General features: G+C 63.8%; 18 protein-coding genes, 1 pseudogene and 1 riboswitch. Of the genes and pseudogenes, 14 read left to right on the top strand and 5 right to left on the bottom strand.

Features of this window, described 5'->3' with window-relative positions; translation table 11 throughout:
• Window positions 1–2 precede the first annotated feature (2 nt).
• The 5 genes and pseudogenes from cobG to X757_RS138540 form a co-directional block, all read right to left on the bottom strand.
• Window positions 3–1,469: a precorrin-3B synthase gene (gene cobG, locus X757_RS138525; RefSeq protein WP_023727698.1), complete on the bottom strand. Its 1,467-nt coding sequence runs from the start codon at window positions 1,467–1,469 to the stop codon at window positions 3–5.
• Window positions 1,466–5,112: pseudogene (cobN, locus tag X757_RS1000000168695) on the bottom strand (cobaltochelatase subunit CobN). Before cobN ends, cobG begins: the two are co-directional and overlap by 4 nt.
• A gap of 18 nt (window positions 5,113–5,130) precedes the next feature.
• Window positions 5,131–6,183: a cobalamin biosynthesis protein CobW gene (cobW, locus tag X757_RS138530; RefSeq protein ID WP_023727697.1), complete on the bottom strand. Its 1,053-nt coding sequence runs from the start codon at window positions 6,181–6,183 to the stop codon at window positions 5,131–5,133.
• A 2-nt stretch (window positions 6,184–6,185) separates the two neighbouring features.
• On the bottom strand, window positions 6,186–6,614 hold the full coding sequence (locus tag X757_RS138535) for a DUF1636 family protein (RefSeq protein WP_023727696.1): 429 nt from the start codon (window positions 6,612–6,614) through the stop codon (window positions 6,186–6,188).
• 37 nt (window positions 6,615–6,651) lie between these two features.
• Window positions 6,652–6,859: riboswitch (cobalamin riboswitch) on the bottom strand.
• A 29-nt stretch (window positions 6,860–6,888) separates the two neighbouring features.
• Complete coding sequence (locus X757_RS138540) at window positions 6,889–8,091, bottom strand: winged helix-turn-helix domain-containing protein (RefSeq protein WP_023727695.1); 1,203 nt, start codon at window positions 8,089–8,091, stop codon at window positions 6,889–6,891.
• Window positions 8,092–8,418: 327 nt separating this feature from the next.
• Between X757_RS138540 and X757_RS138545 the strand changes: the two genes are divergently transcribed.
• The 14 genes from X757_RS138545 to nuoI all read left to right on the top strand — a co-directional run bounded on the left by X757_RS138545 (window position 8,419) and on the right by nuoI (window position 19,662).
• Window positions 8,419–8,784 (top strand): NADH-quinone oxidoreductase subunit A, encoded by a 366-nt coding sequence (locus X757_RS138545; RefSeq protein ID WP_023670825.1) that lies wholly within the window; start codon window positions 8,419–8,421, stop codon window positions 8,782–8,784.
• Window positions 8,775–9,356, top strand: a complete 582-nt coding sequence (locus X757_RS138550; RefSeq protein ID WP_023670824.1) for an NADH-quinone oxidoreductase subunit B family protein — start codon at window positions 8,775–8,777, stop codon at window positions 9,354–9,356. Before X757_RS138545 ends, X757_RS138550 begins: the two co-directional genes overlap by 10 nt.
• Window positions 9,357–9,360: 4 nt before the next feature.
• A complete protein-coding gene (locus X757_RS138555; RefSeq protein WP_023685194.1) occupies window positions 9,361–9,963 on the top strand; it encodes an NADH-quinone oxidoreductase subunit C in 603 nt (200 codons plus the stop codon).
• A gap of 33 nt (window positions 9,964–9,996) precedes the next feature.
• The gene (locus tag X757_RS138560) at window positions 9,997–10,374 is read left to right on the top strand and encodes a four helix bundle protein (RefSeq protein ID WP_031193090.1); all 378 of its coding nucleotides are present in this window, start codon (window positions 9,997–9,999) and stop codon (window positions 10,372–10,374) included.
• Between the two features lie 66 nt (window positions 10,375–10,440).
• Window positions 10,441–11,631, top strand: coding sequence for an NADH-quinone oxidoreductase subunit D (locus tag X757_RS138565; protein WP_023685196.1), 1,191 nt, complete (start codon window positions 10,441–10,443; stop codon window positions 11,629–11,631).
• Window positions 11,631–12,143, top strand: a complete 513-nt coding sequence (locus tag X757_RS1000000165910; RefSeq protein ID WP_023700376.1) for a hypothetical protein — start codon at window positions 11,631–11,633, stop codon at window positions 12,141–12,143. Before X757_RS138565 ends, X757_RS1000000165910 begins: the two co-directional genes overlap by 1 nt.
• Window positions 12,144–13,475 carry an NADH-quinone oxidoreductase subunit E gene (locus tag X757_RS138570; protein WP_023670821.1) on the top strand — a complete coding sequence of 444 codons (1,332 nt, stop codon included), beginning with the start codon at window positions 12,144–12,146 and terminating at the stop codon, window positions 13,473–13,475. It begins immediately after the preceding gene.
• Window positions 13,475–13,678, top strand: a complete 204-nt coding sequence (locus tag X757_RS138575; RefSeq protein ID WP_023670820.1) for a hypothetical protein — start codon at window positions 13,475–13,477, stop codon at window positions 13,676–13,678. The genes X757_RS138570 and X757_RS138575 overlap by 1 nt, the downstream gene beginning before the upstream one ends.
• A 3-nt stretch (window positions 13,679–13,681) precedes the next feature.
• Entirely contained in the window at window positions 13,682–14,986 is a 1,305-nt protein-coding gene (gene nuoF / locus X757_RS138580; protein ID WP_023670819.1) for an NADH-quinone oxidoreductase subunit NuoF, read from the top strand.
• Between the two features lie 72 nt (window positions 14,987–15,058).
• Complete coding sequence (locus X757_RS138585) at window positions 15,059–15,751, top strand: NADH-ubiquinone dehydrogenase subunit (protein ID WP_023690305.1); 693 nt, start codon at window positions 15,059–15,061, stop codon at window positions 15,749–15,751.
• Between the two features lie 11 nt (window positions 15,752–15,762).
• Complete coding sequence (locus X757_RS138590; RefSeq protein ID WP_023690954.1) at window positions 15,763–16,044, top strand: pentapeptide repeat-containing protein; 282 nt, start codon at window positions 15,763–15,765, stop codon at window positions 16,042–16,044.
• Window positions 16,044–18,125: an NADH-quinone oxidoreductase subunit NuoG gene (nuoG, locus tag X757_RS138595; RefSeq protein WP_023727694.1), complete on the top strand. Its 2,082-nt coding sequence runs from the start codon at window positions 16,044–16,046 to the stop codon at window positions 18,123–18,125. The genes X757_RS138590 and nuoG overlap by 1 nt, the downstream gene beginning before the upstream one ends.
• A gap of 2 nt (window positions 18,126–18,127) precedes the next feature.
• The gene (gene nuoH, locus X757_RS138600; protein ID WP_023727693.1) at window positions 18,128–19,171 is read left to right on the top strand and encodes an NADH-quinone oxidoreductase subunit NuoH; all 1,044 of its coding nucleotides are present in this window, start codon (window positions 18,128–18,130) and stop codon (window positions 19,169–19,171) included.
• Window positions 19,171–19,662 carry an NADH-quinone oxidoreductase subunit NuoI gene (gene nuoI, locus X757_RS138605; protein WP_023685203.1) on the top strand — a complete coding sequence of 164 codons (492 nt, stop codon included), beginning with the start codon at window positions 19,171–19,173 and terminating at the stop codon, window positions 19,660–19,662. Before nuoH ends, nuoI begins: the two co-directional genes overlap by 1 nt.
• Window positions 19,663–19,716 lie beyond the last annotated feature (54 nt).

The raw sequence follows: 19,716 nt of genomic DNA, 5'->3' as shown, positions 1-19,716 counted from the left end.
GCTTATTCCTGTCGGTAGCTTTCGGCGATTGCCGCCGGCCCGAGCCTTGTCAGGCAAGCGGCGGCGGTTTCGCCCTGAAATCGTGCGCTGCGGACCATCGCCGCGACGCTGCTGACGCCGCGTGCGGCGTCATAGCCCGGCCTGTAGCCCGCAGGAAGGGCCTTTGCCGTCGCGTTCACGACAAGTCCGGCTCCGTTTTCGCCGCCGACGATTGTTAGCGCGGCAGAGCCGGGGTGAGCGCAGCCCTTGGCGCAGCCGGAAATGTGCAGTGTGAAGTCGAGGATATCAGCGTTTTCGGCGGCGATTGTCTCGGCGATGTCGCGCGTGGCGATGCGGCCGGAGGCACACGCAGGGGTGCCGGGGCAGGCGGCGATGCGGGTGCGCGGGTCGGCGGCGGTGGTGACGAAGCCGAGGGCGGCGGCGGTGGTTTGGAGGAGGGGGTTCGCGGCTGGTGGTTGGCCGAGGAACAGCAAGGCGCGGCCGGGGGCGAGGCGGATTTCGGCGGTGCCGAGGTTCGACGCTCGGCTGGCAAGGTCGATAAGGTTTTGCGCTGGCATGCTGCCGAAGGGCAGGCCGATGCCGAGGGCGTGGCCGGTGTTCAAGTCGAAGCGGCCAATCGGCGAGCGAGAGCGCTCTACGGCGCCCCCCTCTGTCCTGCCGGACATCTCCCCCACTTGGGGGGAGATTGTGCTGTCGCCGCCGGTTTCGCCAGTTTTCAACGTCGAAGGCGAAGAGCTGACAGCGAAGCTGCTGATCTCCCCCCTTGTGGGGGAGATGTCCGGCAGGACAGAGGGGGGCGCGAAGGAATGCCAACCTGCGAGAGACGCTAGCTGCCTCTCCGGCAAATCCCTCGCATGTGCCTCCCGGCCTTTCTCCGCGGTCATCCTGAGCACAGCAACCGCAATATCGCGCGCTGCATCCTCATCGGCCGTCGCAAGCGGCCTCGCGCTTTGGCCATCGCCGGCAACAGACAAAGCCCACAGAACGCTAGCGCTGAATCGCACCGCCTTCAGCCTGACATCGGCCGTCACCCCATCCATCGTCAACTGCCCGCCGCCATCGACAACCACCGAAACCTTCGGCCCGAGCCTTGGCGTCAGCCCAGCTTCCTCGACCGCAGCCCTGACCCGCTCAGCCAAAGATCGCGGATCGGCAATCTCCCGCGGATCGATGCCAGCCAGCGGCCCGGTCTCGACCGGCACGCCGGTACGCACTGCAATCCCCAGTGCATCGACCTCCGCCGCCAACAGCACCGCACTTTCCGCCGTCAGGCCGCGTATCTGCAGGCTGCCTCGTGCGGTCACTTCCATGATGCCGTTGCCGCGCTTCAAGGCGGATTCGCAGAGTCCGATCAGCGACTTGGGGGAAAGCCCTCCAGCAACCGGGTTGAGCCGCACCAGCAGGCCATCGCCGGTCTGCATCGGCGCCGAGAGAGCCGGACAGGCGCCGCGGCGCGAGAAGGCGTTCATGCCGCGACCCCGAGCCACTCGGCCTCGGCGATGAGGGCCGCGAGATCATCGTCTATCGAGTTGCGCAGGGGATGCCAGAGACCGCGCCGCCGTGCCGACAGGAAGCGTTCTGCGATGACTTTGGCTGCGGCCGGGTTTTCGCGCAGGATGAAAGCGCGAACGTTGGCGTCGCCGACATAGGCGTCATGTACAGCCTCGATCAGCGCGCCTGAAATGGCGTGGGTGGTTTCGGCGAAACCGATGAGACGGTCGACGGTCTCGGCGAATTCCGAGGCGCCGCGTGGGCCGTGCCGCATCTGGCCGGCGATGAAACGCGCATTGACGGCTCGCGCCCGCACAACCCGCGACACAGCCTCGCCGACCGAGCGCGGCTGCGGCTTTTGCGGGTCGGTGGTGTCGAGCACGATGACGTCGGCATTTCGGCCCAATGCCGCAAGGGCGGCCGAAAAGCCGCCGATGAAGGCGACGTCGGCGGAGCCCTCGAGAATGTCGCGGCCGGGATCGTCGCCGGTGTGGACCAGCAGATCGGCCTCGGCGATGCGGGTCTCGAAAGCGCCGGGGGAGGCGATGCCTTCGCCCTCGGCGCCGCCATAGGCATGCGATGTCGCATCGAGATAGGCGCGGCCGATTTCTTCGCGCGCGGCCCAGTCGCCACTCGACAACAGGTCCTCGACGCCGGCGCCATAGGTGCCGGGCGAGGTGCCGAAGATGCGCGGGCCGATCTTGCCATCGGCACGGGTTCTGGCGGCGAGCGGGTTTTCCGAATCGTCCTCGTCGCGCGCGGCAACGGCGTTGGCAGCGGCGTCGATCAGCGCGATCTGGGTCGGGAACATGTCGCGGAACAGGCCCGAAATGCGCCAGGTGACATCGACGCGCGGGCGACCGAGCGTGGCCGGCGGCAGCACTTCGATGCCGGTGATGCGGCCGGTGGCACTGTCCCATTGCGGCCGGCAGCCCATCAGCGCCAGGCCTTGCGCGATCTCCTCGCCGCCGGTGCGCAGCGAGGCCGAGCCCCAGAGGTCGATGACCAGCGAGCGCGGCCAGTCGCCATGCGACTGCATATAGCCGCGCACGACTTCTTCTGCCGCCGCCTTTCCCAGATCGTAGGCGGTCGGCGTCGGCATGGTGCGCGGGTCGGAGGTGAACAGGTTGCGGCCGGTGGGCAGCACATCGGAGCGGCCGCGCGCCGGCGCGCCGGCCGGGCCGGCCTTGACGTGGCGGCCGTCGAGGGCTGCCAGCAGCGAAGCCTTCTCGGCTTCGGCACTTTGCCGGCGCATGGCGTCGGGCTCGTCGTCGGGAGCGCGGCCATAGATGTGCAGGCCGTCCTTGATGGCGAAATCCTTGAGGTCGCAGAGCCAGGCGTCGATGCGGCGCAGCGCCTCGTCGGGCGCGTCGGTTTTGGCGACGCCGGCTTCGGAGGCGAGGCCGGTCTTCTGCGCGGTGTCGACGATCAGCTTGGCCAGACGATCGCGCCGGCGGCGGTCGAGGCCGTCGGCCTGGGCGTATTCGTCGACGAGGCGCTCGAGCTTGTGCTGCTCTTCATCAAGGCCAGCAGCTGCCAGTGGTGGCGGCAGATGGCCAAGCGTGACGGCTGCTATGCGCCGCTTGGCTTGCGCCGCCTCGCCGGGATTGGAGACGATGAAGGGATAGATGACGGGCAGCGAGCCGGTGGCGATCTCGGGGAAGCAGTTTTGTGAGAGCGCAACCGTCTTGCCGGGCAGCCATTCCAGCGTGCCATGGGCGCCGACATGGATGAGAGCATGGATGCGGAGCGATTTGCGCAGCCACAGGCCGAAGGCCAGCAGATCGTGGCGCGGCGGCAGCGTCGGGTCGTGGTAATCGGCGCGCCGGTCGGCCGAGCGGCCACGGTCGGGGGCGAGAGCGACAGTGATGTTGCCGAAGGTGGCGGCGCGGAAGGGGAAGCCGCTCTTACCCTCCCCCTTGTGGGGAGGGTGGCCCGCAGGGCCGGGTGGGGGTGGTGCACCGCTACCCCCACCCCGNACCCTCCCCACAAGGGGGAGGGTGAAGGAGCACCCCATGCCGCCTCGACTGCAGCCAGTGCCTCAGCCGGCAAATCCTTTGAGAAGTCCAGATACTCATCCAGCCCCAGCCCACCATCGCTCCGCTCCAACGCGTCCAGCAACGCACGCGGCGTTTCTGGAATCCCGTCAACGCGATAGCCCTGCTCCTTCAGGTCATGCAGCATGGCCAGCACGCTGGACGGCACATCCAGGCCCACTGCATAGCCAGTGCGGCCGGGCGCGCTCGGATAGTCCGGAATGAGGATCGCCAACTTACGCGTCGCGCGGGGCGTCTGCTGCAACCGTGTGAACGCCGCTAGCCTGTCCGCCACTTGCGCCACGCGATCCGGTTCCGGGCGGTTGGCGAAGGCGCGGTGGCCGAGCGCCGGGTCGGTCTCGCTCTCGCCCTTGAAGGAAATCGCGCCGGCGAGGATGCGGCCGTCGAGTTCGGGCAGCACGACATGCATGGCGAGGTCGGCGGGCGCCAGGCCGCGCTGGTTGTTGTCCCAGACGTCGCGGCGGGTGGTGGCGACGATGACCTGGAAGACAGGCACGCCGGCGCGGTCGAACAAGGTTTCGACGCCCGGTTCGGCGCCGGAAGCGAAGGCGGTCGCGGTGATGATGGCGGCGGGGTTGAGCGCGGCCAGAGCAGTTTCGACGAAGGCCAGGGAGGTCGGGTCTTTGAGGCTGGAGACGAAGATCGGGATCGGTCTCATGCCGCGCTGGCGGAGTGCATCAAAGAGGGCATCGATTGGCGCGACATCGGCGGCCAGCAGCATCGAGCGGTAGAAGAGGATGGGGATGATGGGAGGGTTGATGTTGTCTGCGCCGAGTTCCCGCCCACCCCCCTCTGTCCTGCCGGACATCTCCCCCGCAAGGGGGGAGATTGCGCTGTCATCGACGCTTTCGCCGATCGGGGATGTTGCAGAGGAATCTATTATCGGCTGGGCAGAAAAAGTGCCGAGGTCCGCGCCGGCTGATCTCCCCCCTTGCGGGGGAGATGTCCGGCAGGACAGAGGGGGGTGTGAAGGAACGCCGACATCGGCAAAATCCAACTTGCCTACGACGCCGCAGCCTGGCTCGTAGTAGCCAGCTTTCGGCACGCTGACCGGCTCAGCCGCCGCCGCATCCTGCCCAGCCAACCCCGCCAGCCGCTGCATCAGCGCTGCCATATTCTCCGGCCCGCCCTCGCGGAAATAGCCCAGCAGGCCGTCCTGCTCCTCGCGCGGCAGCGTCGAGGCTTCGATCAGCCTGAGGTCCTCGTCATGGCTTTCACCAGGCAGCAGCGCCAGCTTGATGCCACGTTCGCGAGCAGTCACCGCGAGTTGGTCGCAGCCATAGCGCCACCAGTCATAGCCGCCGAGGATGCGCACCAAGATCACCTTGGCCTGGCGGGCGACGCTGTCGATCCAGAGGTCCACGGACATGGGATGACGCAGGTCGCGCAACGCCGCCAGCCGCATCGACGGCAGGCGGGCGGCATCGGCCTTCCAGGCCGCCGCGAGGCCGGCGAGGTCGCTGTCGGTGAAGGACAGCGCCACGATATCCGCCGGCGTCTGCCGGAGATCAACCGGCTCGGCGAGATCGTCGAGCGAGGCGGAGGTCGTGGTGAGTATGTGCATCGCGGCTCGTGCCTGAGATCAACCGGCGAGTATACGCTCGATCGCCGGACGGTTCAGCCCCTTCAGGCCAATGACGACGAGACGCGAGCGGCGATCGTCCTCGGCCGTCCAGGCGCGATCATAGTAATGGTTGACGCGTGGGCCGACGGCCTGCAGCAAAAGCCGCATCGGCTTGCCGCCGACCTCGACGAAGCCTTTCACGCGAAGCACGTTTTCCTGTTCGGCGGCGGCAGCGACGCGCTTTGCCAGTTCGTCCGGATTGGTGATCGAGGGGATGTCGACGATGAAGGTGTCGAAATCGTCATGCTCATGATCGAAAGCGCCGTCGTGATGCGACTTGCGGTTCTCGATGTCGTCTTCGACGGCGAGACCGAGGCCAAGCAGCACCGACGGGTCGACCTTGCCATGCGCAGTCGGCACGATTTTTACCGCGCGGGCGGAATGTTCATTGATGATGGCGTTGGCGCGGGCCGAACCGGGGGCGTCCATCAGATCGCTCTTCGACAGGATGATCAAATCGGCGCAGGCGATCTGGTCCTCGAACACTTCTTCGACAGGATCGTCATGGTCGAGCGTCTCGTCCTGAGCGCGCTGTGCCTGCAAAGCGTCCATGTCGTTGGCGACGCGGCCTTCGGCCAGCGCCGGGCCGTCTACCACGGCGATGACACCGTCGACGGTTACCCGGCTCTTCACGCTCGGCCACTGGAACGCCTGGACCAGCGGCTTGGGCAGAGCCAGGCCCGAGGTCTCGATCAGGATGTGGTCAACCTTCGGTGTCAGCGCGAGGATCTTGTCGAGGGCGGGCACGAAATCGTCGGCGACTGTACAGCAGATGCAGCCATTGGCCAGTTCGACGATGTTTTCCTCGGGGCAAGTGTCGATGCCGCACCCTTTGAGAATCTCGCCGTCGATGCCGATGTCGCCGAACTCGTTGACGATGATGGCAATGCGCTTGCCCCCGGGGTTTTCCAGGAGATGGCGGACCAGCGTCGTCTTGCCGGCGCCGAGAAAGCCGGTGACGACGGTGCAGGGAACACGGGAGAGATTGCCGGTCGGGTTTGAAACGTTCATCGTCAGTCCTTCAGCATATCGAGGGGTGGGATGCGGGCAACGAGGCCGCGCTTGAGGCTATCGGGCCGGCCGCGCCACGGGATGAGACCGTCGGTCGAAGTCGCGAAGAGCTTTGCGCCGGTGACGAGATCGGCGCCGCTGGTTGGGGCCAGATCGCCGAAGACATAGCTCCAGCAGCCATCACGCAGGATCGCGGCGCTGAGGCGGCGCTTGCAATTGCCGAGACATTCGGCGGTGCGGACGCGGATGTTGTCATCGGCTGCGGCGAGGCGCGTGTCGTCGGCCAGCAGTTCGCCGGCGCGGGGGTGAGCGTCTGAGCCGGTTTCATCGCGGCATGAGGCGCAGACGATGACGGTCACGCCAGCCAACGCGTCGCTATTGGCAGACGAAACATCCGCTGTGCCAGCCGAAAAACTGCTGTTCTGGTCCAAAAACCGTGCTCCTTGCCCGGAAACCCGCCAGGCGATCGGATACTTTGTCTCAGACGGCAGGTCTCCTGGCTCGCGGGTCATCGCCTTGGTTAGCCGCCTTCCCGGTGTTACCCAGTGGCTTTCGGCCTTGGCTCTTCGCTTACAGTTGCGGGGACAGCCGCGGATTTGGGATTTTTTCGTCCCGCACCGCATTCCCTCTTGGCCCTTGCCGTTGCGGGCAGGGGACCGTCTGGAGCGGATTTAGGCTTTTGCAGGCAGCGGTGTCAACGCACGGCTACGACATGGCAATGTCGGCCAAAGGCTTCCCCAAATTGCCGGCCGGCGTCACTTCGATGCGCTCAAGGCCAAGCCAGCCCTGCATCTGCTTCAATTCCTCGAGCAGCTGGGCAGCTGTCTCCGGCGGTGCGCCGGGCTCGGCGTAGGCGGCGTGGACGCGAAGCACGCTGGCCGGGCGGTCGGCCCTGAGGTCGACGCGCCCCACGATGCGGTCGCCGAGCAGGAAGGGCAGGACGTAATAGCCGTATTGGCGCTTTTCGGCCGGGGTGTAGATCTCGATGCGGTAGTGGAAATCGAACAGGCGCTCCGAGCGCGACCGTTCGAAGACGACCGGGTCGAACGGCGCCAGCAGCGCACGCGCCTCGATCTTGCGCGGCAGGCGGGCGTCCTTGTGGAGGTAAGCCTGTTTGTCCCAGCCTTCGACGCGCACCGGCAGCAGTTCGCCCAACTCGACCAGTTCCTCCAGCCGGCCCTTCATATCGGCCGGCGACAGGCGGAAATAGTCGCGCAGGTCACCCGACGTCGCGATGCCGTGGGCGCGGGCGGAAATGCGCAGCAATTCGCGGTGCGCGTCCTCGGCCGCCGGCACCGGCAGGTCGAGGATCGCCTGCGGCAGCACGCGCTCGGGCAGGTCATAGAAGCGTTCGAAGCCACGGCGGTGCGCCGTGGTGATGCGTCCGGCCCAGAAGAGCCATTCGAAGGCGTGCTTGGCGTGGCTCCAGCCCCACCAGCCGCCCGAACCTTTCTGGCCTTCCAGTGCCGAAGCGGCAATCGGGCCGCGCTCGGCGACCGCGCGGTAGATCTCTTCGATATAGGCGGCGTGCTCGCGGCCCCATTTGGCGAGGCCGAGATACATTTCGTCGCCTTGCTCGGCCCGCTGCATGCGCCAGCGCATCAGCGGGTAGGTCTCGACCGGCAGGAACGAGGCCTCATGCGCCCAGTATTCGAACACCGTGCGTTTGCGGGTGATGGCCGCATTGTCGAGCAAAGCCAGCGGGTAGGGGCCAAGCCGCGAATAGAGCGGCATATAGTGGGCGCGCACCACCGCGCTGACGGAATCGATCTGCAGCAAGCCGGTGCGCGACAGCACGCGGGCGAGGTGGCGGCGATCGGGCGTGCCGACCGGGCGGGGATCGAGAAATCCTTGCGCGGCGAGCGCGATGCGCCTGGCCGCGGGGAGTGAGATTTTGTCCTTCGTCAAAGTGTCTTGCCTCGAACCATTTTCCCGACTTTAGCCGGCGATTCCGGTCATGCTAGCAGGCAAATGGCGGGAGATGTGTCAGGAGACAAAAGTGGAGTGAAAGATGAAGGAAATCAAACAGGAGGAGATCGGACCAGTTTTTCCCGGCCTGCCGTCCAGCACTGTCTTTTGAACAAGGTTTGACTTGCTTCGCTGAAAGCCGTGCGCTAACCCTCGCCGCGTTGCAGCAAAGGCACCTAAAACGGTTCAGCGGTTAAACTGTCGCGCTTCCGCATTAGGGTTGGTTGCTGTAATCAAAGTGGATTGGCCGCCAACGGAAAGCCGAGCATGAACGTACTCCTCAGTTCATACCTGCCCATCGTCCTCTTCATCGCCGTGGCCGCAGTTGTAGGCCTGGCGCTTATCATCGCGCCGTTCCTGGTGGCTTATCGCAATCCCGATCCGGAGAAGCTTTCCGCCTACGAGTGCGGGTTCAACTCGTTCGACGATGCCCGGATGAAATTCGACATCCGCTTCTACCTGGTGTCGATCCTGTTCATCATCTTCGATCTGGAAGTGGCCTTCCTGTTTCCGTGGGCGGTGTCGTTCTCGAAGATCGGCATGCTCGGTTTCTGGTCGATGATGGTGTTTTTGGCGGTGCTGACCATCGGCTTTGCCTATGAGTGGAAAAAAGGAGCGCTGGAATGGGATTGAACGACAGTTCCGGAACGCTCGTCGCGCCGAAGCCCAAAGGCCTGATCGACCCAAATACCGGACGTCCGGTCGGTTCCGACGATCCGTTCTTCCTCGAGATCAACAATGAACTGGCCGACAAGGGTTTTCTGGTCACCTCGACCGAGGCGCTGATCACCTGGGCACGCAGCGGCTCGCTGATGTTCATGACCTTCGGTCTCGCCTGCTGTGCCGTCGAGATGATCCACACCTCGATGCCGCGCTATGATTCGGAGCGGTTTGGCGTGGCTCCTCGCGCGTCGCCGCGCCAGTCGGACATAATGATCGTGGCGGGAACGCTGACCAACAAGATGGCCCCCGCTTTGCGCAAGGTCTACGACCAGATGCCGGAGCCGCGCTACGTCATCTCGATGGGCTCCTGCGCCAATGGCGGCGGCTATTATCACTATTCCTATTCGGTGGTGCGCGGCTGCGACCGCATCGTGCCGGTCGACATCTATGTGCCCGGCTGCCCGCCGAGCGCCGAAGCGCTGCTCTACGGCATTCTTCTCCTGCAGAAGAAGATCCGCCGCACCGGCACGATCGAACGGTAGACCCATGGCCGCATCCCTGAGCGAACTGTCGACCTATCTCGGCGAAAAGCTGCCGGGCCGCGTCACCGATGCGGTGCTTGCCTATGGCGAACTGACGATCTCGGTTGCTACAGACAATCTGATCGAGGTGACAAGCTTCCTGCGTGACAATTCGGGCTGCCAGTTCATTTCGATCATCGATATCTGCGGCGCCGACTACCCGTCGCGCGTCAAGCGTTTCGATGTCGTCTATCATTTGCTTTCGCCGAAGCAGAATTTGCGCATCCGCATCAAGGTGCAGGCCGACGAAGAGACGCTGGTGCCGTCGCTCACCGCTGTCTATCCCGGCGCCGACTGGTATGAGCGCGAGGCCTACGATCTCTATGGCGTGCTGTTCTCCGGCCATCCGGACCTGCGCCGCATCCTCACGGACTACGGTTTCGAGGGCCATCCCCTGCGCAAGGACTTCCCGCTGACCGGTTTCGTCGAGGTGCGCTACGACGACGAAGCCAAGCGCGTGATCTACGAGCCGGTGGAATTGAAGCAGGAATTCAGGAACTTCGATTTTCTCTCGCCATGGGAAGGGACGGACTACGTCCTGCCGGGCGATGAGAAGGCGAAACAGTGAGTAGGAAGTAGTGAGTAGTCAGTAGCAAAAGATTTGGAGCAACGGATCGAATCTTATCGCGACTTGAAGGTGTGGCAATCGGCGATGACGCTTGCTGAGGATTGCTACCGTTTCACCAAAGAGTTTCCGAGGGATGAGATTTACGGCATGACCTCTCAGATGCGCCGATCGGCGGTTTCGGTCGCAGCGAACGTCGCGGAGGGATACGGTCGGGAGAACAGAGGGTCGTTCGTTCAATTTTTGCGCATGGCGCAAGGCTCGTTGAAGGAACTGGAGACACACATACTGCTGGCATGTCGGGTTGGCCTGCTGCGAAAAGACAATGAGATTGAGCTGCTGCTGCGATGCGAAGAGATTGGAAAAATGATGAGATCTCTTATCCGAACGGTGCAGGCCAAGCAGGCGGAATGAAGCAGGCATTGAGATTGATGATCACTACTCACTACTCACTACTGACTCTTCGCCAGAGGCGCCAGAATGGCTGAAACCTCCGTCCGCAACTTTAACATCAACTTCGGACCGCAGCACCCTGCGGCGCACGGTGTTTTGCGTCTTGTGCTGGAGCTTGACGGCGAGGTGGTCGACCGCGTCGATCCGCATATCGGCTTGCTGCATCGCGGCACCGAAAAGCTGATCGAGCACAAAACCTATCTGCAGGCAGTGCCCTATCTCGACCGGCTCGACTATTGCGCACCGATGAACCAGGAGCATGCCTTCGCGCTCGCCACCGAGCGGTTGCTCGGCATCGAAGTGCCGAAGCGCGGCCAGTTGATCCGCGTGCTCTATTCCGAGCTCAGCCGCATCATGTCGCACATCCTCAATGTGACGACGCAGGCGCTGGATATCGGCGCGCTGACGCCGCCGCTGTGGGGTTTCGTCGAACGCGAAAAGCTGATGGTGTTTTATGAGCGCGCTTCCGGTTCGCGCATGCATGCGGCCTATTTCCGTCCCGGCGGCGTGCACCAGGATCTGCCGGCGAAGCTGGTCGAGGACATCGGCAAGTGGATCGACCCGTTCCTGAAGTCGCTTGACGACCTCGACAGGCTGCTTACCGGCAACCGCATCTTCAAGCAACGCAATGTCGATATCGGTATCGTGTCGCTTGCCGACGCCTGGGCCTGGGGCTTTTCCGGCGTCATGGTGCGCGGCTCGGGTGCGGCCTGGGATTTGCGCAAGTCGCAGCCTTATGAATGCTATTCCGAGATGGATTTCGACATCCCGATCGGCAAGAACGGCGACTGCTACGACCGTTATCTCGTGCGCATGGAAGAGATGCGCCAGTCGGCGAAAATCATGCGCCAGTGCGTCGACCTTCTGCTCGGCAAGGAGAGCACCGGGCCGGTGTCGAACCTCGACGGCAAGGTGGTGCCGCCGAAGCGCCAGGCGATGAAGCGCTCGATGGAAGCGCTGATCCATCATTTCAAGCTCTACACCGAGGGCTATCGCGTGCCGGCCGGCGAGGTCTATGCTGCCGTCGAGGCGCCGAAGGGCGAGTTCGGTGTCTATCTCGTCTCCGACGGCACCAACAAGCCCTATCGCTGCAAGCTGCGCGCGCCCGGCTTCGCGCATCTGCAAGCCATGGATTTCCTCTGCCGCGGCCACATGCTGGCCGACGTCACTGCCGTCCTGGGTTCCCTCGATATCGTCTTCGGGGAGGTTGATCGGTGATGGCGGCAGCCAATCCTACAGTGCGCTCTCAGGTCGGTGTTCGAGGGAATGCCGACGCTGCCCTACCGCGGTGGCGCGAATTGGCAAAAGCCATGCTGCCGGTCGAGTTCGCAGAGGCTTCTTACAACTCGACTCAGCACTGTTCGATCTATGACTTCTTTTTTACCCTGCTACCCAAGACGCGCCTTGCCCACCGCGACAATGACGTCGACAAGCTGGGTAGAATGCACGGGTTCGCCCAATGGGCTGCCGTTCACCCGAACAAACAGATTTGGAATGCGGCTGGTGTCGCTTTTTACGAGCACTTGTTCGACGATGACATCGACGCTGATGCGGTCATGGCATGGATCTCGCCTCAAGTAAGGCAAACTGTTCTGGGGCTGTGGCAATACATGTTGCCCGCAGAGCGATTTGCGAGTGTTGCTCGATCTGCCGAACGCATTCCGTTTTCTCATCAGAAAGAATGTGAAACCGCAATAGCTCTCGTAGCAGAGCAGGGGCCCGATCGCTAAATGTCAGTCCGCCGTCTCGCAGAAGCAAGCGTCCAGCCAGCCTCCTTCGCCTTCAACCGGGCGAATGCGGCGGTTGCGAAGCAATGGATCAAGAAATATCCGAAGGGCCGCGAGCAGTCGGCGATCATTCCCTTGCTGATGATTGCGCAGGAGCAGGAAGGCTGGGTCACCAAGGCGGCGATCGAGACGATTTCGGACATGCTCGGCATGCCGCGCATTCGCGGCCTCGAAGTCGCGACCTTCTACACGCAGTACCAGCTCAATCCGGTCGGCACGCGCGCACATATCCAGGTCTGCGGCACCACGCCCTGCATGCTGCGCGGCTCGGAAGCGCTGATGGATGTGTGCCGCTCGAAAATCCATCACGACCAATTCCACACCAACGACAAGGGCACACTGTCGTGGGAGGAAGTCGAATGCCTCGGCGCCTGCGTCAACGCGCCGATGGTGATGGTCTTCAAGGATACGTTCGAGGATCTCACCCCCGAGCGGCTGGCCGAAATCATCGATCTTTACGATGCGGGCAAGGGCGCCTCGGTTCCCACGGGACCGCAAAACGGCAGAACCGGCTCGGAGCCGGCGCCTGGCCTGACGACGCTGAAGAGCGAAAAGGCGATCCTCAAAGCAACGCGCGACAAGGAAGCCAGGGCGGCGAGCAAGGCTGCCCACGCGGCGCCCGACGCAATCATTGCGGCGCCTGTTCCGGCTCCTGCCGCTCCTGCAGCGGCCGCCCCGGTCGCGCCATCCAACGCCGGCAAACCGAAAACCGATGCGCCGGAAACCAGCTCGGCGTTGAAGTCGCCCTCCAGGGCCAAGGTTGCACCGGCGGCGGAAAAAGCGGCGAGCGTCCCGGCGCCCCTGCATTCGGCCGCCAACGCCAACACCGCGGCGCCTGAAGTCGAGAAGGTCGCCAAGCAGCGTAATGGCCCGAAGACCACCTCCACGCCGGCAGCTGCCTTCATCGCTCCGGAATTCAAGGCGCCAGCGGCCAACGCCCCGGTGGCCCCGACCGTCAAGGCGCCGACAGCCAGACCCGCAAAGCCGTCGCTCGAGGACAAGAACCGTCCGGCCGGAATCGACAGGCCGGCTGCGGTCGACGATCTCAAGCTGATCTCGGGCATTGGCCCGAAGATCGAGGGCATCCTTCATTCGCTTGGCATCTTCACCTTCACACAGGTCGCATCCTGGAATAAGGCCGAGCGCGACTGGGTGGATGGATATCTCGCTTTCCAGGGCCGCATCGAGCGCGACGACTGGGGCAAGCAGGCCAAGGCGCTCGCCAAGGGCGGCGTCGCCGAATACATCCGCGTCTTCGGCAAGGAGCCACGTTGATGGCTGAAGCGCAAAGCACCGGATCTTTGCTGTCGCTGCGCAGCATTGTCATCGGCGTTGTCTGCATCGCTGCTGCCAACATCCTTCTGGAGGGGCTTCGGCGCCTCGTCGAATTGCCGTTTTCGGATACCCTGGAATCGATGGCCGCGACCGGCATAGGCGTGCTGGTGTGGGTCTCGATCGTCTTGCGGGGAAAGAGGTAAGTCATGCTGGCTGACAAAGACCGCATCTTCAACAACATCTACGGGCTCTTCGACAAGTCACTGGCCGGCGCGATGGCGCGCGGCGCCTGGGACAACACGCCCGGCATCATCGCCAAGGGGCGAGAGTGGATCGTCAATGAGATGAAGGCGTCCGGCCTGCGCGGCCGTGGCGGCGCCGGCTTCCCGACCGGGCTGAAATGGTCGTTCATGCCCAAGCAGAGCGATGGAAGGCCGAGTTATCTCGTTGTCAACGCCGACGAGTCCGAGCCCGGCACGTGCAAGGACCGCGATATCCTGCGCAACGATCCGCACACCCTGGTCGAGGGCTCGTTCATCGCCGGCTTCGCCATGGGCGCGGTCGCCGCCTACATCTATGTGCGCGGCGAGTTCATCCGTGAGCGCGAGGCGCTGCAGCGCGCCATCGACGAGGCCTACGAGGCCAGGCTGATCGGCAAGAACAACACGTCCGGATACGATTTCGACATCTACATGCATCACGGCGCCGGCGCCTATATATGTGGCGAGGAAACAGCACTTCTCGAAAGCCTCGAAGGCAAGAAGGGCCAGCCCCGGCTGAAGCCGCCATTCCCAGCCAATGTCGGCTTGTACGGTTGTCCGACTACCGTGAACAATGTCGAGTCAATCGCGGTCGCGCCGACCATTTTGCGCCGTGGCGCCGCCTGGTTCTCGTCCTTTGGCCGGCCCAACAATGTCGGCACCAAGCTGTTTTGCATCTCGGGTCACGTCAACAATCCGTGCACCGTCGAAGAGGCGATGTCGATCCCGTTCCGCGAGCTGATCGAAACCCATTGCGGCGGCATTCGCGGCGGCTGGGACAATCTCCTGGCGGTCATTCCGGGCGGCGCTTCGGTGCCGCTGGTGCCGGCCGAGCAGATCATCGATGCGCCGATGGATTTCGATGCTTTGCGCGACCTGAAATCCGGCCTTGGCACGGCGGCTGTCATCGTCATGGACAAATCGACCGATATCGTGAAGGCGATCGCCAGGCTTTCCTATTTCTACAAGCATGAGAGCTGCGGCCAGTGCACGCCATGCCGCGAAGGCACCGGCTGGATGTGGCGGGTGATGGAGCGGCTGGTGCGCGGCGAGGCGCAGAAGCGCGAGATCGACATGCTGCTCGACGTCACCAAACAGGTGGAGGGTCATACGATCTGCGCGCTGGGCGATGCCGCGGCATGGCCGATCCAGGGCCTGATGCGGCATTTCCGCGGCGAGGTGGAGCGGCGCATCGACGAGTTTTCGCGCAACGCGCACCGGGCCGAACCGGTGATGGTGGCTGCTGAGTAGATTGAAATCGGGCGCAAGCCCCGGACGGAAATATAGGGGCGGGGCTGACGAAGAAACGACCAGGAGATGTCTATGGCGCCCTATTCGAACCCTTTGATGCCCAATTTGGACCAGCTTGAGAAGATGAACCAGGATTTGACAAGGATGATGCCGAAGGAGATGGCCAGCGCCGTCAACCTTCTCGCGCATCCTGTCGCGGGTGCCGCCGCCATGTCGGCGCTGGGCTTCGGCCTTGCCAACCATGCCTTTGGCGTGTGGCTAGGCGCCTTGTCGGGTGCTGCCGAGGCATCGCAGCGGATTTTCCAGCCGATCATCGACGATTTCGAGCAGCGCACCCAAGAGTTCTCCGAGACCGCGCCGGCCACCAAGGCGCGCGCGGCGACCAGAACCCTGATCGCCGAGGCGCAGAGTTTTGCCCAGGATGTGACCGATATTGCCGCTCGCACCGTCGATGCCGAGCCGGAGAAGACCGATGCCGTCGCCGAAGGCGCGACGATCGGATTGATGCCGGAGGATTTCAGACAGCCCAAGGCCGTGGCTCGTCCGGCCAAGCCGTCGGATCTCAAGGCGATCACCGGCGTTGGACCGAAGCTGGAAAAAGTGCTGAACGGCCTCGGCATCTGGACCTTTGCCCAGATCGCGGCGTGGACGCCGGAAGAGATCGCCTGGGTCGAGGACTACCTGTCGCTCACCGGCCGAATCGGCCGCGACGAGTGGACCCGCCAGGCCGCGGCGCTGACGCTGGCCGCCAAGGCGAAGAAGTAGGGGTGGCAGGCATGGAGATCCACGACAGGAGCGATGTTCTCGATGTGCGCAATGCCATCGTCAGCAACTCCAGATTTGACGATGTGAACTTGTCGAACACGCAGTTTCACAACGTCGACCTGTCGGCGGCCGTTGTGGACGACGCGAACCTCTCGGACGCGTTTTTCAGCAATGTGAATATGAGCAATTTGAAGATAGAAAACGCTGAAGTCGCCGGCATGATGATCAATGGCATCAGGCTGAGCGATCTGTTTCAGGCATATGAGACGGCGCAGACCGCCGGGGGCAATTGATGGCAAAGCTCAAGGTCGACGGGAAAGAGATCACTGTACCCGACCACTACACGCTGCTGCAGGCGGCCGAGGACGCCGGCGCGGAAGTGCCGCGCTTCTGCTTCCATGAGCGGCTGTCGATCGCCGGCAATTGCCGCATGTGCCTGATCGAGGTGAAGGGCGGGCCGCCGAAGCCGCAGGCCTCCTGCGCCATGAATGTGCGCGACCTGCGTCCGGGTCCGAATGGCGAGGCGCCTGAAATCTTCACCAACACGCCGATGGTCAAGAAGGCCCGCGAAGGCGTGATGGAATTCCTTTTGATCAACCATCCGCTGGATTGCCCGATCTGCGACCAGGGCGGCGAATGCGACCTGCAGGACCAGGCGATGGCCTTCGGCGTCGATTCCTCGCGCTATCACGAGAACAAGCGCGCGGTCGAAGACAAGTATATCGGCCCACTGGTCAAGACGGTTATGAACCGCTGCATCCACTGCACGCGCTGCGTTCGCTTCACCACGGAAGTTGCGGGCATTTCCGAGCTTGGCCTGATCGGCCGCGGCGAGGATGCCGAGATCACCACCTATCTCGAAAGCGCCATGACCTCGGAGCTGCAGGGCAATGTCATCGACCTCTGCCCGGTCGGCGCGCTGACGTCGAAGCCGTTCGCCTTCCAGGCGCGGCCGTGGGAGCTGACCAAGACAGAATCCATCGACGTCATGGACGCCGTCGGCTCGGCAATCCGCGTCGACAGCCGTGGCCGCGAGGTGATGCGCATCCTGCCGCGCGTCAATGAAGCGGTGAACGAGGAGTGGATTTCCGACAAGACCCGCTTCATCTGGGACGGATTGCGCACGCAGCGCCTCGACCGCCCCTATGTCCGCAAGGACGGAAAGCTGGCGCCGGCCAGCTGGGCCGAAGCGTTCGTTGCGATCAGGGATGCGGTGTCGAATGCGGCGCCCGAGAAAATCGGCGCGATTGCGGGCGATCTTGCCGCCGTCGAGGAAATCTACGCGCTTAAGCAGCTTATGGCTGCGTTGGGCTCGAAGAACACCGATTGCCGCCAGGACGGCGCCGCACTCGATCCCGCGCTCGGCCGCGCCAGCTACATCTTCAACCCCACCATCGAGGGCATCGAGCAGGCCGACGCGGTGCTGATCATCGGCGGCAATCCGCGCTTCGAGGCCTCGGTGCTCAATGCCCGCATCCGCAAGCGCTGGCGGATCGGCAATCTGCCGGTCGGCGTCATCGGCGAGGTCGGCGACACGCGTTACGACTATGAACAGCTCGGCGCCGGTCCGGAGTCGCTGAAAGACTTGGCCGATGGCAACGGCAAGTTCTTCCAGGTGCTGAAGAAGGCGACGCATCCGCTGATCATCGTCGGCCAGGGCGCACTATCGCGTGCCGACGGCGCGGCGGTGCTCGGCCAGGCGGCGAAACTCGCCACGGCCGTGAACGCTGCCCGCGCCGACTGGAACGGCTTTGCCGTGCTGCACACTGCGGCCGCGCGCGTCGGCGGTCTCGATGTCGGCTTCGTGCCTGGCAAGGGCGGCAAGAACGTTGCCGGCATGCTGGGGGAGAGCGAGGTTCTGTTCCTGCTCGGCGCCGACGAGATCGACATGTCCAAGACCGGCGGCGCCTTCGTTGTCTATGTCGGAACGCATGGCGACGCCGGTGCGCACCGCGCCAATGTCATCCTGCCGGGAGCCGCCTACACCGAAAAGTCCGGCACCTATGTCAACACCGAGGGACGCGTGCAGCAGACCAACCGCGCCGGCTTCGCGCCGGGCGATGCGCGCGAGGACTGGGCGATCCTGAGGGCATTGTCCGATGTGCTCGGCAAGAAACTGCCATTCGATTCGCTGCAGCAACTGCGCGCCAGGCTCTATGGCGAATATCCGCATCTCGCCCACATCGACCATGTTGTCTCAGGCAACCCCGACGACATCGCCAGGGTGGCGAAGCTCGGCGGGCGGCTGAACAAGGGCACTTTCACCTCGCCGGTCACGGATTTCTATCTGACCAACCCGATCGCGCGGGCCTCCGCCGTCATGGCGGAATGCTCGGCGCTGGCGAAAAACGGCTTCAGGCAGGCGGCAGAGTAGATATGGACACTTTCTTCTCCTTCTACGTGCTGCCGGCGCTGATCATCATTTTGAAGTCGGTCGTGCTGATCGTCGTTTTGCTGATCGGGGTCGCCTACCTGCTTTACGCCGACCGCAAGATCTGGGCGGCGGTGCAATTGCGCCGCGGCCCGAACGTCGTCGGCCCCTGGGGCACGCTGCAGGCCTTCGCCGATCTGCTGAAATTCGTCTTCAAGGAACCGGTCATTCCGTCCGGCGCCAACAAGGGCGTGTTCCTGCTGGCGCCGCTGGTGTCGGCCGTGCTGGCAATCTCGGCCTGGGCGGTCATTCCCGTCAATGCGGGCTGGGGGATCGCCAACGTCAATGTCGGCATCCTCTACGTCTTCGCCATCTCCTCGCTCGAGGTCTACGGCGTGATCATGGGCGGCTGGGCGTCCAACTCGAAATACCCGTTCCTCGGCGCGCTGCGCTCGGCGGCGCAGATGGTGTCCTACGAAGTCTCGATCGGCTTCGTCATCGTCACCGTGCTGCTCTGCGTCGGCTCGCTCAACCTGTCGGACATCGTGCTGTCGCAGCAGGATGGGCTGGGCACCAAGCTTGGCCTGCCCAACAGCTTCCTCGACTGGCACTGGCTGGCGCTGTTCCCGATGTTCGTCATTTTCTTCATCTCGGCGCTGGCCGAGACCAACCGCCCGCCCTTCGACCTGGTGGAAGCCGAGTCCGAATTGGTCGCCGGCCATATGGTCGAATATTCGTCGACGCCGTTCCTGTTGTTCTTCCTCGGCGAATATGTCGCCGTGGTGATGATGTGCGCGCTGGCCACCATCCTGTTCCTCGGCGGCTGGCTGCCGCCCTTCGACTTCGCCCCCTTCACCTGGGTGCCCGGCGTGATCTGGTTCGTGCTCAAGATCTGCCTGATGTTCTTCATGTTCTCGATGGTGAAGGCCTTCGTGCCGCGCTACCGCTACGACCAGCTGATGCGCCTTGGCTGGAAAGTGTTCCTGCCGATTTCGCTATTCATGGTCGTTGCCACCGCGGCCTTCCTCAAGATCACGGGGTTTGCGTGATGTCCGCTTTTGGCCAGGCCGCCAAATCGCTGCTGCTGCAGGATTTCGTCAGCGCCTTTTTCCTGTCGATGCGCCAGTTCTTCGCGCCGAAGGAGACGATCAACTATCCGCACGAGAAAGGGCCGACCAGCCCGCGCTTCCGTGGCGAGCATGCGCTGCGCCGCTATCCCAATGGCGAGGAACGCTGCATCGCCTGCAAATTGTGCGAAGCGATCTGTCCGGCGCAGGCGATCACCATCGAGGCCGGCCCGCGCCGCAATGACGGCACTCGCCGCACCGTGCGCTACGACATCGACATGGTGAAGTGCATCTATTGCGGCTTCTGCCAGGAAGCCTGCCCGGTCGACGCCATCGTCGAGGGGCCGAATTTCGAGTTCGCGACGGAGACGCGCGAGGAGCTTTACTACGACAAGGACAGGCTGCTGGCGAATGGCGACCGCTGGGAGCGCGAACTGGCGCGCAACATCTCGCTGGACTCGCCCTATCGCTGACATTTGACGCATGGACGGGGCGAGGGGCCTCGTCTAAGGACAACGCAACTTGCC

Source organism: Mesorhizobium sp. LSHC412B00, assembly GCF_000503035.1.
In the GTDB taxonomy this organism is placed as follows: domain Bacteria; phylum Pseudomonadota; class Alphaproteobacteria; order Rhizobiales; family Rhizobiaceae; genus Mesorhizobium.
The sequence above is the reverse complement of the archived record's forward strand: the minus strand, read 5'-3'. Positions and strand labels throughout refer to the sequence as shown.

What these genes read in the sequence shown, in the direction of transcription:
- nuoH (WP_023727693.1), top strand. Translation starts at nt 18,128, where the DNA reads ATGGACACTTTCTTCTCCTTCTACGTGCTGCCGGCGCTGATCATCATT.
- nuoI (WP_023685203.1), top strand. Translation starts at nt 19,171, where the DNA reads ATGTCCGCTTTTGGCCAGGCCGCCAAATCGCTGCTGCTGCAGGATTTC.
- cobG (WP_023727698.1), bottom strand. Translation starts at nt 1,469, where the DNA reads ATGAACGCCTTCTCGCGCCGCGGCGCCTGTCCGGCTCTCTCGGCGCCG.
- nuoG (WP_023727694.1), top strand. Translation starts at nt 16,044, where the DNA reads ATGGCAAAGCTCAAGGTCGACGGGAAAGAGATCACTGTACCCGACCAC.
- X757_RS138555 (WP_023685194.1), top strand. Translation starts at nt 9,361, where the DNA reads ATGGCCGCATCCCTGAGCGAACTGTCGACCTATCTCGGCGAAAAGCTG.
- X757_RS1000000165910 (WP_023700376.1), top strand. Translation starts at nt 11,631, where the DNA reads ATGGCGGCAGCCAATCCTACAGTGCGCTCTCAGGTCGGTGTTCGAGGG.
- nuoF (WP_023670819.1), top strand. Translation starts at nt 13,682, where the DNA reads ATGCTGGCTGACAAAGACCGCATCTTCAACAACATCTACGGGCTCTTC.
- X757_RS138565 (WP_023685196.1), top strand. Translation starts at nt 10,441, where the DNA reads ATGGCTGAAACCTCCGTCCGCAACTTTAACATCAACTTCGGACCGCAG.
- X757_RS138570 (WP_023670821.1), top strand. Translation starts at nt 12,144, where the DNA reads ATGTCAGTCCGCCGTCTCGCAGAAGCAAGCGTCCAGCCAGCCTCCTTC.
- X757_RS138545 (WP_023670825.1), top strand. Translation starts at nt 8,419, where the DNA reads ATGAACGTACTCCTCAGTTCATACCTGCCCATCGTCCTCTTCATCGCC.
- X757_RS138585 (WP_023690305.1), top strand. Translation starts at nt 15,059, where the DNA reads ATGGCGCCCTATTCGAACCCTTTGATGCCCAATTTGGACCAGCTTGAG.
- X757_RS138575 (WP_023670820.1), top strand. Translation starts at nt 13,475, where the DNA reads ATGGCTGAAGCGCAAAGCACCGGATCTTTGCTGTCGCTGCGCAGCATT.
- cobW (WP_023727697.1), bottom strand. Translation starts at nt 6,183, where the DNA reads ATGAACGTTTCAAACCCGACCGGCAATCTCTCCCGTGTTCCCTGCACC.
- X757_RS138590 (WP_023690954.1), top strand. Translation starts at nt 15,763, where the DNA reads ATGGAGATCCACGACAGGAGCGATGTTCTCGATGTGCGCAATGCCATC.
- X757_RS138550 (WP_023670824.1), top strand. Translation starts at nt 8,775, where the DNA reads ATGGGATTGAACGACAGTTCCGGAACGCTCGTCGCGCCGAAGCCCAAA.